General features: G+C 61.9%; 11 protein-coding genes. 5 read left to right on the plus strand and 6 right to left on the minus strand.

The genetic code is table 11. The features are described 5' to 3' along the window. Positions 1-337 precede the first annotated feature (337 nt). The 3 genes from HG800_RS16835 to HG800_RS16845 all read left to right on the plus strand — a co-directional run bounded on the left by HG800_RS16835 (position 338) and on the right by HG800_RS16845 (position 4,676). The gene (locus HG800_RS16835; RefSeq protein WP_315852051.1) at positions 338-1,531 is read left to right on the plus strand and encodes a glycosyltransferase; all 1,194 of its coding nucleotides are present in this window, start codon (positions 338-340) and stop codon (positions 1,529-1,531) included. A gap of 90 nt (positions 1,532-1,621) precedes the next feature. After that, a complete protein-coding gene (locus HG800_RS16840) occupies positions 1,622-2,761 on the plus strand; it encodes a mechanosensitive ion channel family protein (protein ID WP_169977814.1) in 1,140 nt (379 codons plus the stop codon). Positions 2,762-2,906: 145 nt separating this feature from the next. Continuing rightward, on the plus strand, positions 2,907-4,676 hold the full coding sequence (locus HG800_RS16845; RefSeq protein ID WP_169977815.1) for a Na+/H+ antiporter NhaC family protein: 1,770 nt from the start codon (positions 2,907-2,909) through the stop codon (positions 4,674-4,676). A 2-nt stretch (positions 4,677-4,678) separates the two neighbouring features. Here the strand turns inward: HG800_RS16845 and HG800_RS16850 are convergent, their stop codons facing one another. Together HG800_RS16850 and HG800_RS16855 are read right to left on the minus strand one after the other, a co-directional pair. After that, a complete protein-coding gene (locus HG800_RS16850) occupies positions 4,679-5,203 on the minus strand; it encodes a peptide chain release factor family protein (RefSeq protein WP_169977816.1) in 525 nt (174 codons plus the stop codon). Beyond that, a complete protein-coding gene (locus tag HG800_RS16855) occupies positions 5,200-5,622 on the minus strand; it encodes a secondary thiamine-phosphate synthase enzyme YjbQ (RefSeq protein ID WP_169977817.1) in 423 nt (140 codons plus the stop codon). Before HG800_RS16855 ends, HG800_RS16850 begins: the two co-directional genes overlap by 4 nt. Positions 5,623-5,853: 231 nt before the next feature. On the opposite strand from HG800_RS16855, the gene HG800_RS16860 reads away from it, so the two are divergent. Both HG800_RS16860 and HG800_RS16865 read left to right on the plus strand, forming a co-directional pair. Beyond that, on the plus strand, positions 5,854-9,102 hold the full coding sequence (locus HG800_RS16860) for a PAS domain-containing protein (protein ID WP_169977818.1): 3,249 nt from the start codon (positions 5,854-5,856) through the stop codon (positions 9,100-9,102). 70 nt (positions 9,103-9,172) lie between these two features. Next, entirely contained in the window at positions 9,173-9,745 is a 573-nt protein-coding gene (locus HG800_RS16865) for a hypothetical protein (RefSeq protein WP_169977819.1), read from the plus strand. A 16-nt stretch (positions 9,746-9,761) separates the two neighbouring features. On the opposite strand, the gene HG800_RS16870 is transcribed toward HG800_RS16865, so the two are convergent. From HG800_RS16870 to HG800_RS16885, 4 genes are all read right to left on the minus strand, one after another. Continuing rightward, positions 9,762-10,856 (minus strand): SDR family oxidoreductase, encoded by a 1,095-nt coding sequence (locus tag HG800_RS16870; RefSeq protein WP_169977820.1) that lies wholly within the window; start codon positions 10,854-10,856, stop codon positions 9,762-9,764. A gap of 81 nt (positions 10,857-10,937) precedes the next feature. Next, on the minus strand, positions 10,938-11,891 hold the full coding sequence (locus HG800_RS16875) for a class I SAM-dependent methyltransferase (protein ID WP_169977821.1): 954 nt from the start codon (positions 11,889-11,891) through the stop codon (positions 10,938-10,940). A gap of 224 nt (positions 11,892-12,115) precedes the next feature. Beyond that, positions 12,116-12,661 carry a hypothetical protein gene (locus HG800_RS16880; protein WP_169977822.1) on the minus strand — a complete coding sequence of 182 codons (546 nt, stop codon included), beginning with the start codon at positions 12,659-12,661 and terminating at the stop codon, positions 12,116-12,118. 61 nt (positions 12,662-12,722) lie between these two features. Continuing rightward, positions 12,723-13,163 carry a hypothetical protein gene (locus HG800_RS16885; protein WP_182830378.1) on the minus strand — a complete coding sequence of 147 codons (441 nt, stop codon included), beginning with the start codon at positions 13,161-13,163 and terminating at the stop codon, positions 12,723-12,725. Positions 13,164-13,222: the final 59 nt, after the last annotated feature.

Here is a 13,222-nt window from a genome sequence, read left to right on the forward strand (position 1 = left end):
GTTCGGAACCGATCGTTGTATCAGACCGTCGTGCCGGATGCTTCCACTCGTCGCGGGTGATGGGCGCGCAGAGGGGTGCGGGCAATCGGTGGCGCCATCTCTCGCAGCGAGGCAAAGGCACAGCGAAGTGGAAGTGCGGCGTGTTGGCCAGGCACTCTCCTTCCTCTTCTCACTTTTCCCTTTTCTGCTCTGGGACTCTGCGCGAGATCCCTACCTCCCTGTCAAGGCCGCCCGTGATCGTGCAGCCTCGCTGGGTCGGGAAAGCCGATCGAGCGTCGGCTAAACTGGAGATGCGATTACTGGTCCCGACTCATTTCCTGTTCCGCCGAGCCCGATCGTGCTGCAACCGCCTCTTGCCCGTCGGATTGCCACCGCTCCAGCCCGTCCCTGGCCTGATCTGCCGGTGCCGGTCGCCCTGGTGATTACCGAACTGGACATTGGCGGTGCGGAACGTGCCCTCGTGGCTCTGGCAACCGGGCTCGATCGCCGCCGATGGTCTCCTTCCGTCATCGCCCTTGGGCCGGAAGGTCCACTCGCCCCGTTGCTTCGATCGGCCGAGATTCCGGTAACGTGCCTCGACGTGAACCCTCGGCAACCGATTCTTGCGGTCGCCCGACTCGCCCGAGCCCTGCGAGCCGCACGGCCCCTCCTGGTGCAAAGCTTCCTCTTTCACGCAAACTTTTCCAGCCGACTGGCCGCCCCGATCGCCGGTTGTCCCTGGGTAATCGGTGGCCTCCGAGTGGCCGAACATCGCCAGAAGTGGCACCAGACCCTCGATCGCCTCACTTCAAGGCTCGGCACCGGATCGGTCTGTGTCTCGGAGGGAGTCCGACGCTTCAGTATCGCCTCCGGAAGGCTCAACCCCGACCGCCTTGTCGTTATCCCGAACGGGATCGACCCCGCGCCGATCGACGAGGCCATTCCCGTGGATCGATCGACCCTCGGGGTACCGGATGGAGCCATGCTCGCCCTCTTCGTCGGGCGGCTCGATGCGCAAAAAGACGTGCCAACGCTGCTCGATGCAGCCAATCGGGTCATTCAGCAATGTCCCGACTGGCACCTGGCGATCGTCGGTGATGGCCCGGATCGAGACACCTTGATTCGATCGGATGCGGCGGCTTGCATTCCGGGCGATCGCCTTCACTGGCTCGGTCGTCGATCCGACGTGCCCGGCCTGCTCAAGACCGCCGATCTGCTCGTCTTACCCTCGCGATGGGAGGGGATGCCGAACGTCGTTCTTGAGGCCATGACCGCCCGAAGGGCGGTGGTCGCCACCGCGGTCGAGGGGACCGAAGATCTCGTCGTGGCCGGGCAAACCGGCTGGCTCGTTCCTCCGAGAGAACCCGAGGCGCTGGCGAAGGCCCTCCTTGACGCAGCCTCCGATCGGCAACGCCTGAACCAGTTCGGCCAGGAGGGCCGCGATCGGATCGAGCGTCACTTCTCAATTCGACGGGTGATTCGAGCCTACAGTGACCTCTGGGCCGCAATCCTCGGACTGAAGGCTTCGGAGCCCAAAGCACTCTCGTGCTGAAGGATCGAACGACAAACCGCGTCGTTGCGACGGTTCCGTGATCGTGCTAAGGTCGCTCCGAACCGATCCGAAGCAATCGAGGAGGTGAGCATGGCAGAAACCTGGGATCAAATCCGGCTCATTCTGGACGATCGAACACTGCTAGGTATCTCGTTAGGATCATGGACTGTCTTTCTGGGGTTGCTCGTCGGACTCGCGTTTGCGTTTCGGGTCCTCCTCGCCGTGGCCAAGAGCCGATCTCGTCGGCTGGCCGATCGCTCCGAGCTTCCGCTGCACGATTACCTCTGCCAGATACTCGACCACACCTGGTCGATCAGCATCGTGGCCCTGTCCGCCTATCTCGCGCAAACACTCGTTGATTTTCGAGGATCGATTGATCCCACCGCGGCCGCCGTGGGGAACACCATCCGCGCCCTCTCGTTAATTGTCCTGTTCCTCCAGGTTGGCCGATGGGGGATGGGTCTGATTGATGAGGGTCTTACGCACGGCTTTCGGTTCGCCAACTTCAGTGAATCGGCGGCAAGAACGGCACATGGCGTTGTCCGGTTCTTCGCCCTGGCCGGCTTGTGGGGAATCATCCTGATCCTGATCCTCGGCAGCTTCGGGGTCGAGATCACTCCGCTCCTGGCCGGCCTGGGAGTCGGTGGAATCGCGGTCGCATTCGCCTTGCAGCAAATCCTCGGAGACATTTTCTGCTCGGTCGCCATCGTGCTGGACAAGCCATTCGAGGTCGGCGACTTCATCATCACAGGCGATCATATGGGCGTGGTCGAATTCATCGGTGTCAAGACGACCCGCGTCCGGAGCCTTGGCGGAGAGCAAATCGTCTTCCCGAATTCGGATTTGATCGGGAGCCGAGTGCGAAACTACAAGCGCATGGTCGAACGCCGGGTGACCTTCGGCTTCGGCGTGCGTTACGATACTCCGGCCGAGATTCTCGAGCGCATTCCCGCGGAGGTTCGGGAAACGATCGAGTCCCTCGAGCAAGTTCGGTTCGATCGCGCCCACTTCGCCAAGTTCGGCGACAGCTCACTCGATTTCGAAGTCGTTTATTACGTCCTGAGCCCCGACTACAATCAGTACATGGATCTTCAACAGTTCATCAATCTTTCCCTGGTGCGCCGTCTCGAAGCGCTCAACGTCGAGTTCGCCTTTCCTTCCCGATCGCTCTACATCGAGGAAAACGCCGGTCTGTCACAGGCCCGGGGGTTCGCCGGAACGTCGTCCTGAATCCTCCCACCAACCGATCCTCTCAACCGTCACATTTCTTGCCCTTCGGAACCCTTCGACACCGATGCTTACCTCGACTGATCGTACTGAACCCCGACGGATACGACCTTGTCGTCGGCAGTTGCTGAGGTGCGCCGCTGTAATCGTGAGCCTGATTGCCCTCGATGCAATCCCGGCTCGGGAGGCCCACGGCAGACAGGTCGCCGAGTCTGTCGAGCTTCGGCTCGATCGCTTCTACGGTCGCCTTGATGCAAATGCCGACGGTGTGCTGAACCGCCAGGGGGACGAGGTCCCCGCTCGGGTCTGGGATCGGATCGAGGCCGGAGGGGTGGATGTCGGTGATGGTACGGTCGATCGCGTCGGGTTTGGCGAGGCGCTGATCGATCAGGTCCGATGGTTCGGCATTGCTTCGCTCGTTCCCGCAGTCGTCGCGCTGGGCCTGGCCTTCTGGACGCGGGATGTCTTGCTCTCCCTGTTTGCCGGAATCGTCAGCGGATCGGTGGTCAAGTTCTTTCAGGCGAGATTCTCGACCGGCCTCTGGGTTCCGAAGGAGCTGGACTTCATCAGCGACTTCTTCCTCAAGGCGCTCGGCTCAGAGTCCTATGCCACCATCTTGCTCGTGTATCTCTGGTTCCTGGGAGGAATCCTCGGGGTCTGGGGACGAACCGGGGCGGCCAGGCACTTTGCCGAGGTGGTGGGGTCGAAGGTCGTCCGAGGTCCGAACACTGCTCGGTTCTTCGCCTGGATTGTTGGGATGGTCTTCCACCAGGGAGGGACGGTAAGCACGGTGCTTGCCGGTTCCACCATCCGGCCGGTCAGCGACCGAAACAAGGTCAGTCATGAAGAACTGTCGTATCTTGTGGACTCGACCGCCTCTCCCGCGGCGACGGTGCTTCCGTTCAACGCCTGGCCGCTTTATGTCGGCGGGTTGATCGCCGGAACGACCACCGCCGCCATCGGGAATTTCGTGCTGGTCCCCAATTCGAGGGTCGGCAGCGACTGGTTCTTCTGGTCGGTACCGTTCAACTTCTATGGCATTCTCGCGGTCTTCTCGACTCTCCTGTTCAGCTTTGGCCTGCTTCCCTGGTACGGATCGAAGATGCGACGAGCCGTGGAGCGATCTCGCACCACCGGCGAACTTGACGCTCCCGGGGCTCAACCCCTGGTCGATCTGGAGGCAATGGAAGGCAGCCCCGAGCAAGGCTACCCCGTCAGTCTGATCGACTTTCTCGTGCCGCTGGGAATCCTGCTGTTTCTTGCGATCGTGCCGTTGGCTGTCTTGAAAACAAACATGATCAATCATGCGTTTTTCTTCAGCACAGCCTCGGCCATTCTCATCGCCGTGCTCAAGGGCATGCCCTTGAAGACGGCGATGAACGGATTCCTTGACGGCTGCCGGAACATGACGGTCGGGGCCATCATCCTCGGCCTCGCCGTCACGCTCGGCCAGGTGTCAAAGGACCTCGACACGGCCGGCTTTGTTGTCTCGATTTTCGGCAGTTGGCTCCCGGCAGCGCTCTTGCCGGCGATGCTGATGATCAGTTGCATGATCATCGCCTTCTCGATTGGTTCCTCGTGGGGAACCTATGCGGTGATCTTCCCGATTACCGTTCCCCTGGCGCTCACTCTGGCCGCCAATCGTGCCGGAATCGACCCCATGACACTCGGTCAGGTGGCCGCGGCAGGAGGAGCTGCCTGGACCTCGATTCTGTTCTTCGTCAAGGTCTGCTTCGGCGCCGTGATTGGCGGGGCTGTATTTGGCGATCAGTGTTCACCGATCTCCGATACCACCGTGCTCTCCAGTATGTTTACGGGTTGCGATGTGATGGACCACGTCACCACTCAGGTCCCGCTCGCCCTGGCCGTGGCTGGCGTCGGGGCCTTGATCTCAACGGGCCTTGTCCTGATCTTCTAACCTCATCGGAGTGGTCGAAGCCCCGCCGCAGTGCGACGGTCGTTGACTTGCTTCATCGCCCTCGGCTCCAGCTTCAGGAATTTCACCAGTTGCGAGGCCGAACAGCCAAGGCGCTCGGCGGCCACTTTCACGTCGGTGTCGCTCGCGTCGACGGCATCGAGCGCCTCGGCCAGCAGGGCGGGAAAGTCGTCGTGTGACGGGCTTACCACGATCCGACCTCCCTTGAGTCGTGACCGCCACAAGGCGCTTGGTCCGACCTCCAAATCGACCGGTCTGCGCACCTCCAGGGCGAGCAGCACGCGAAGCCGCATCAGGGCCACCACCCGGTTTTCGCCTTGCGATCGCCGCTCGTTGGCCTCGGCCGAGAGGCCGGTGGGACGATGGGTCAAGATCGCCGCCGTTTCCACCTTGTTGCGGTTCTGACCCCCTGGACCCGATCGGCGCGCAAAGCGCACGTCGCAATCGGCCAACAGCCGATCCAACGGCTCGGCCGAGGGATGAAGCTCATCGTACGACGCAGCGTTCATTCGCCAATCACCTTGATCAAGACCCGCTTGGGCCGGTTCCCGTCGAACTCGCCGTAGAAGATTTGCTCCCAGGGGCCAAAATCGAGCGCTCCCTTGGTGATCGCCACCACCACCTCACGACCCATGACCTGACGCTTCATGTGAGCATCGGCATTGTCCTCTCCCGTCCGATTGTGTCGGTAACGCTGCGGAGACGCATCAAACGGCGCCAGCCTTTCGAGCCACTCCTTGTAATCAGCATGCAAGCCCGACTCATCATCATTGATGAACACCGAGGCCGTGATGTGCATCGCATTCACCAGCACAATCCCCTCCTGAACTCCGCTCGATCGCACCGCCTCCTCCACCCGAGACGTAATGTTCAGGAACTCCATCCGACCTGGAACATTGAGCGTTAGGTATTCCGTATGCGACTTCATCGAACTAGTCTCCCATTTGATTCCTCGATCCGCATCAGGAACATCCCGACCTTCGGACCGGGTTCGCAGCGTGCCAACCCTGTTGAATCCCTCCCAGGCACATACCTCGAGGGGCAGATTCTCTCATCGACCTTGAGTAAAATCGCAACCTGACTCACACCACTTGCCTCGGGGTCTCCCCCAAAGGATCTCGCGGAGACGCTCTCATCTCTGCCCACGAGTCTCCCGTTCATGCAACGAAACCCTCGGCCTCGAATCATTGATTATCTGCTTGCAATGACCGCGGTCGGTCTGTCCATTGGCCTACGCGCGCTGCTCGACCCGGCCTTGGGGGCAAGGCAGCCGTACGTCACCTTCTATCCCGCGATTCTGTTCGCGGCGCTGTTTCTCGGCTCCTTGCCTGCGGTGTTGGCAATCGCCGTGTCCCTGGTGGCCGGTGCAACGTTTTTCGTTGTCCCCGAGTTGGAACCGCTGGTGCCGGGGCCAGCCGACGTCACCGCTCTGGTCACGTTTCTCCTCACCAGTCTGGTCATCATCTGGCTCTGTGAATCGTACCACCGAGCCCTGCGGCACAACGAGTCGGAATCGCGCGAACGCCTTCGGGCCGAAGCCTCGGAGCGCCGACAGCGTGAACGCCTTGAGGCCATTCTTTCGAGCCTCAGCGAAGGGGTGATCGTCGCCGGCGAGGATGGCCTGATCGTGAAAATGAACCCGACTGCCGAGCAATTGACCGGGTGGACCGCCGCTGAGGCGATGGGGAAACCGCTCGACACTGTCTTCCATACCCGCGACCCCCTCACCACGAAGACCGCCGAATTGCCCGTCGCCGAGATTCTTCAGGGGGGAATCGTTCACCGCACCGGAGCGCCGACCCTGCTTGGCCGTCTCGATGGTTCGGAATTGCCCGTCGAGGCCAGCTCGGCAGCGATTCAAGTCGACGGCCACGAAGGGCTGGTCGTCGTGCTCCGCGACGTGTCCGAACGCCTCCGCGTCGAAAACGCCGAACGGGCCGACCGCGAACGCTTGCGGCTGGCCATGGAAGCCGGACGACTTAGCACCTGGGACTGGGACATCCGTACCGGAACCGTCGACTGGTCCGAGAATGATCTGACCTGCTACGGCCTTCCTGCCGGGAGTTTCCAGGGGACCTTCGAGAGCTTCCGATCCCTGGTTCATCCGGAGGATCTGCCCGATGTGGAACGTTGCCTCCGTCAGGCCATTGAGCAAGGCACTTCGTACGAGTCGGAGTTCCGTATCCAACGTCCCGACGGTTCGATCTTCTGGCTCGCTGATCGAGGCGTCGTCATCCGCGACGATGAGGATATTCCCATCCGAATGATCGGCGTCTCAGCCGACATCACCGCTCGCAAGCGAGATGAGGCCACGCTCCGTGCCTCCGAACGTCACTTCCGCTTGCTCGCCGATGCCGTACCCCAGATCGTCTGGACCTCCGCGCCCGATGGCACGCTCCTCTCACTCAACCGCCGATGGTTCGACTACGTCGGCCAGGATCCGCAGGAACCCAGCGTCCTCGATCGCTGGCACGAGGTCATCCATCCCGATGATCACCCCATGATCTCCGAACGGTGGCAACAAGCCTGCCAGTCTGGTGATATTTTCGAGGGTGAGTATCGCATCCGAGACCGACACGGGATCTATCGCTGGCACCTCGGGCGCGGTGTCCCTGTCCGCGATGCTCAGGGAAACATCCAGCGATGGATCGGATCGGCGACGGACATCGACGACCGCAAACGTGCCGAACGCACCCTCCATTTGCTGGCCGACGCCGGCATCCTCCTCGCAAACCCGACCGACATGGAAGGCACGATCAGGCGCATCCCCCGCCTGGTCATTCCTGGTCTCGCCGATTCCTGTGTCGTTTACCTCACCGATCCCGAAGGGGCGATCCGGCGGGCCGCGATCGCCCACCGTGATCCCTCGATCCAGCAATTGATGGTCGAAGTCCTCAACTCCTTCGAAATCGACCCAGACGGCCCGTCTCCGGTCGCCGAGGTGCTTCGAACCGGACAGCCCGACCTCCGGCCCGAGATTGATCCCGAGACGATCGCCACGCTGATCACCGACCCCGATCGACGGAACCGGTTCCAACCCGCCTGGCCCACCTCTCATCTGATCGTCCCCATGATGGCTGCCGGAAAGACCATCGGGGCCTTCGGACTGGCCATGACCCACCCCGATCGCCGCTTCTCTGCCGAGGACCTTCCCGTGGCCGAGGACCTCGCCCGACGCGCCGCCATCGCCCTCGAAAATGCCAGGCTCTATCTCGAACTTCGCGAAGCCGACCGTCGCAAGACCGAATTCCTGGCCGTGCTCGCCCACGAGCTTCGCAATCCCCTGGCTCCGGTCCGCACCGCACTGGAACTGCTGAAGCTTCCCGAGCCCTCTCGGAGACACGACCCCGAAGCCGCCGATCGCGAACACGTTCGAGCCATGGCCAGCAGTCAGGTCGCTCATATGGCCCGCTTGATCGAAGACCTGATGGACGTAACCCGGATCAGCCGGGGAACGATCGAGTTGCGCCGGGAAACGATCGACCTCGTCTCGGTCGCCCGTCGCGTCGTTTCGGCCGTGGGAACCCAGGTGGCCGAGATTGGCCAGGCCCTCTCGGTCCATCTCCCCGCCGAGCCGGTCTGGATCCAGGCCGATCCGGCCCGGATCGAGCAGATTCTCTGGAACATCCTGACCAATGCGTCGAAGTACTCCGACTCCGGGGGTCGGATCACACTGTCGATTACCCTGGACGAGATCCAGGCGATCATTCAGGTCAAGGACACCGGCATTGGCATTACCCCGGAAACCCTTCCCCAGATTTTCGAGCTGTTCGTTCAGGCCGATCAGGGGCCGGGCCGTCATCGCGGGGGCCTCGGGATCGGTCTGAGCCTCGTCCGGATGCTCGTCGAATTGCACGGCGGAACCATCCGGGCCCAGAGCGACGGCCTGGGCCAGGGAAGCGAGTTCGTAGTTCAATTGCCAAGAATCGCCTCGCCTCAGTCCCAACTCAACGCGGTCGTACCATCTTTCCTCAACGGCCAGGAGACAACGCCGAGCCCTGGATCAGCCCTTCCCTCCCCGCTTCGTCTCTTGATTGTAGACGACAATCGCGATGCGGCGGTCACCCTGGGGAAATTGCTCGGCAAACTCGGTGGGCACGAGGTTCGAGTCGCCCACGACGGTCCCGAGGCGCTCCAGATCGCCGAAGCCTTCGAGCCTGAGGTCGTCTTGCTCGATATCGGACTGCCTGGAATGGACGGCTACGAGGTCGCCCGTCGGCTTCGAGCCTCGGCTCAATGCGGCAACGCCCTGCTGATTGCCCTGACCGGTTGGGGACAGCAAGAGGATTATCGCCGCTCACGGGACGCCGGGTTCGATCACCATCTGGTCAAGCCGGTTGACTCAGACGTGATCGAGGACCTGATCGCCTCAGCCCGACTTGCCACCCGATCCAGCCCGATTCCCTGATCTTTTCCCTGCAATCGCGCCGATAGTCACATTCGAACGATTGATTGAAGTTCCCAGGGAGAAGGTCCGGATGTTTCGGTTGCCGATCCCCCCGTTCTTGCTCCTCGGACTGACCGGCTGTCTGTCTCCCCTAACCGACCGGCTCGACCAGGTCAATGCCCAGCTCTCGGTCACGAACCAGTACCTGGCGGCGCTTGATCAACGGATCGGTGGGGTCAACCAACGGCTGGAGGAGGTTCGGACCGACCTGACCGCATTGAACTCGACCCTGGAAGAAACACGAGACGAGGTGGCCTCGGTCCACGACGGGGTCGCGACACTCGATACGAAGCTTCATCAGACCAACGCGACGATCGCCGAACTCGGCATCGAGCTAACCGAGGTCAACCGCGACATTACCACCGTGGCCGATCGCCTCTCCCAGACCAACGGACGGCTCGATTCGACCAACGACCATCTCGACCTGGTAAACGATCAACTTTCGACCACCAACCAGACCCTCCAGAGCGTCGACGGCCGGCTGGTCGAAACGAACGGAAAGCTCGACGGGATCAGCACCCCGATCGGGTCCATCAACGGTCGAGTCCAGACGATCGTCGAAACGCTCGGCCGGGTTCCGGGCCTGACACCTCGGAACCGCTGAACCGAATCGCTTGGGATCAGGCGATCAAATACTTGCGGTCCACCGCGTACTGCAAGATTCGCTTAAGAAACTCGTAATCGGTTTCCGGAAACGCGATTCCCGATCCCTCCAGCGCAGACCGGGCGTTCGACGTGTCAAAGGTCAGCTGGCAGCGCAGGTAGCCCAGATACGGCTGAATAAACCGCCTCACCTTGTTCACCACGAACGAATGCGTCCCTCGATCGAATTCATCCGGATCAACCAGCGTGACGGGCGGCATCTTCGGGAATTCGATGTCCTTAACACGCAGCAAGGTTCCGATCGACGGCGGCCGATCCGACGTGAGGTGGTACGTCTTCCCCACCGAGTCGGGCTGCGAGGCGATCGCCCGGACCGCCCGTGTGACGAAGTCGATCGGCACGATGTTGAACGTTTCGTCGGCCCTTGCCGGCAAGACGTCCAAGATTCCATGAACATACAATTTGAAAAACGGGTAAATGACATTGAACTCGGTGACTTCACCCGTGGCCGAGTCGCCGACAACGATGCTCGGGCGGAAGATCGTCACCGGCAGGCCGGCGGCCATCGCTGTGCGAACGAGTCGCTCCCCCTCGTACTTGCTCGCTTCATAATGATTCGCATGGGCCGGCTCGGGAGCCATCTCGTCTTCGAGCGACCGATACGGCCGAAGGCTCCCCGGCACGTAGGCGGTGCTGAAGTGGAAGTGCCGTTCAAGCCGTCCCTTCTCCAGCAGATCCCAGGCGACCCTCAACGCCTCGGTCGTGCCGCCGATGTTGATGCGCTGACACTGATCCTGACTGCCGTTCAGTTCGGTCAGAGCCGCGATGTGGAAGAACTCGACCACCTCGCGTCGCAGCCGATCGCGATCCGCCGGGTCCAGGCCAAGGCCCGGCTGGGTTACGTCTCCTTCCACCGCCCTGACCCGAGAACCGACCAGGGCATCCAGCCCGAGCGGGGCCAGAAGCTTGCGGGCTCGATCCTGCGTCGAAAGCCGCCCTTTGCGGCGGATCAGCAGGTAGAGCGTCCGGTCCGTGGTGTCAAGCAACTCGTGAATCAGGCGGCGGCCAAGGGCGCCAGTCGCTCCGGTGATAAAAAGAGGCCGGTCACTCATCTGTTGGCTCAATTCCTCGATCTCGGGACACCGTTGACGCTCGACCCTGGTAGCCGTCGTTGAATCGATTCGAGAACCTCGTCAGTCACCGGTAGACACGCCACCGGCTGCTTCGGGCTTGCGCAGCACGAATCTCCAGTACACCCACTCGCCCGAGGCGAACGACTGGAACGACTCGGTTCCCGCCATTCCGGCGAAGCATCGGAACATCGGGCGAAACACCCGGGGAACCTCACGGTGAATCAGGCCGCTCTTGCGATCGTTATCCAGTTCCAGGGCTCGCAGCACGTTGCGAGTAATTTCCTGCTCCTCGACGATCTCGAAGCCGGCCTCGCGGAACGATTCAAAGACCGATCCGATCACATCGCGGTGTCTCATGTCTGCAAAAAGCAAGTGCCCGCCGGGCCGAAGCACCCGGAACGCCTCTCGGACAAAGCGATCCATGTGCGGATAGCAATGCGACGACTCGACGTTCAAGATCACGTCGAACGACGCATCAGGCCAGGGCATCTGCTCCGCGTCTCCCGAGGCGAAGCTCAGGCCGTCCTCGTGATAGGTCCGCTTGCAAAAGTCCACGGCACGATCGGCGTAGTCCATGCCGGTCATCGAGCCCGGTTCCAGGTATCGACTCACAAACGAGGCGCCACCCCCTCGGCCCGAACCCACTTCCAGCACCGCTTTGCCTCGCAAATCGACAGCGCTGGCGACCCGGTGATAAAGCTGGATGAAATAGCGGTTCTTCGCGTCTTCCGGCTGCAAGGCGACCGTCGGCTCGTCCTGGTCGAGGCTTGCGTATCCGTAGTTCATGAACATCAAGTGGACCCGACGGTCCATGAAGCTCAGAAACTCGTACCAGCCGCGTGTGAAGCGCTTCCGGAGCGTGGTTCCACCCCCCGTCGACCGCTGAAAGGGAAGCATCCCGAACCATCGGAGCACCAGCGGATAGAAGCCGCTCGTACCGATCGAGGTGGGCGCCTCGACGGTGGCCGCCATGCCAAGCCCCGTTCCAGCCTGATCCTTGTCCGGAGTGTGCATGAGTCCTCGCCATTGACCAAGGCCATCGGATCGCAGCCCATCCCTGTCTCGTGCCGACCGCATCGGGATCGAGCCCCGGCGAACGATGTTCGCGGATCGGCAAGGTCGCCACTCCCGATTCCTGGGCCGCGCGACGGTCGGGAAACGTGTGACATCGCCACTGAGGCGACCATTGTAGGCAGGTGAAGCCGGAATGCCTAGCACCAGCGAATCTTCCCGCTGCCTCATGCCGAGCCGCCTTCGCCCTGGATCCATCCGTCCGACCCGCCAATCGACGACGCCAGCAGGCATCCGCCGCTCTCAAGAGCCAGGAGGGGCCAGCACAATCCGGCCAGGACTTCCAGGCGAACCCCAGCGCCAGGAGCCCCCGACGCGATCAATTCCAGCAGTATTCCGAGCCCCAGAAGCCCCGTCAGTATGGAAGCTACCAGGCAAAACCCGGCCAGCACCGCCCATCGGCTCACCGTCCCAAACCCTGCCAGTGCCAGCAACGGCGGCATCGCCAGGGGCACCAACCCGTAGCCAATCAGAATCGGCACAGGCAACCGAGTCGCGGCGATCCAGGCAACCAGCAACTCGGTCCGGAACGCCTCGATCGCCCAGAGCGGCAACTGATCAACATCCTCGGTCGAAAGATCGGCAAACCATCCCGAAAGCGGCACCAGCACAAGAGGAATCAACAGCACCAGCACCGCCGACACCATCCCCCCTCGTCGCTGGACCGATGACGATCGAACCTTGAACCCCTCGGATCTCGACGATCGACTCATCGGATCGGTCTCCTCGGCGAACGATCGATGCCACGGGTTCGGTCGGGGCCGATGGAATCGGTCAAGGTCCACCCTCCGGGCCAGGGTCACGCAGGTCGGCCCCCGGACAACCGGTTCCTTCTGAAACCGCATGATCCCGAGCGGCCGTGGCCAGGTAAGCCACCCAAAACAAGCCCCCGAAGACCAGATCGACCAGGCCCGGACCAAGCACTGATCCACCAACCCTCCCTTGAAGGAACAAGGCCACCGCAGCTCCTCCAAAGGTTGCTTTCTCCAGAATGCCGACGAGCATCAACGGCCGATACCGGATCGGATCACTCGCAATCACCAGAAAGACCACCTGCCAGGCCGCCGCAAGCCCTACAAACCCATAAAAATACTCTGGATGCGTAATCACCGGAGGAAATTGCCGATTGATCCAACCCTCCAGCGCATATTGCGGCAGAATCGCCAGCAAACCGCTCAGACCGGCGCCCAGAAAGAGCCAACGAGCCAACCTCATCCAATCTCCATGATCAGATCCGCACGTCGCAGAAAGAAATCGCGATCACCCCTCCGCTC

It is taken from the genome of Tautonia rosea (genome assembly GCF_012958305.1).
Classification (GTDB): domain Bacteria; phylum Planctomycetota; class Planctomycetia; order Isosphaerales; family Isosphaeraceae; genus Tautonia; species Tautonia rosea.

Excerpts from the sequence above, each read along its gene's own strand:
- HG800_RS16840 (WP_169977814.1), top strand. The coding sequence starts at position 1,622 with ATGGCAGAAACCTGGGATCAAATCCGGCTCATTCTGGACGATCGAACA.
- HG800_RS16850 (WP_169977816.1), bottom strand. The coding sequence starts at position 5,203 with ATGAACGCTGCGTCGTACGATGAGCTTCATCCCTCGGCCGAGCCGTTG.
- HG800_RS16855 (WP_169977817.1), bottom strand. The coding sequence starts at position 5,622 with ATGAAGTCGCATACGGAATACCTAACGCTCAATGTTCCAGGTCGGATG.
- HG800_RS16860 (WP_169977818.1), top strand. The coding sequence starts at position 5,854 with ATGCAACGAAACCCTCGGCCTCGAATCATTGATTATCTGCTTGCAATG.
- HG800_RS16865 (WP_169977819.1), top strand. The coding sequence starts at position 9,173 with ATGTTTCGGTTGCCGATCCCCCCGTTCTTGCTCCTCGGACTGACCGGC.
- HG800_RS16870 (WP_169977820.1), bottom strand. The coding sequence starts at position 10,856 with ATGAGTGACCGGCCTCTTTTTATCACCGGAGCGACTGGCGCCCTTGGC.
- HG800_RS16875 (WP_169977821.1), bottom strand. The coding sequence starts at position 11,891 with ATGCACACTCCGGACAAGGATCAGGCTGGAACGGGGCTTGGCATGGCG.
- HG800_RS16880 (WP_169977822.1), bottom strand. The coding sequence starts at position 12,661 with ATGAGTCGATCGTCGAGATCCGAGGGGTTCAAGGTTCGATCGTCATCG.
- HG800_RS16885 (WP_182830378.1), bottom strand. The coding sequence starts at position 13,163 with ATGAGGTTGGCTCGTTGGCTCTTTCTGGGCGCCGGTCTGAGCGGTTTG.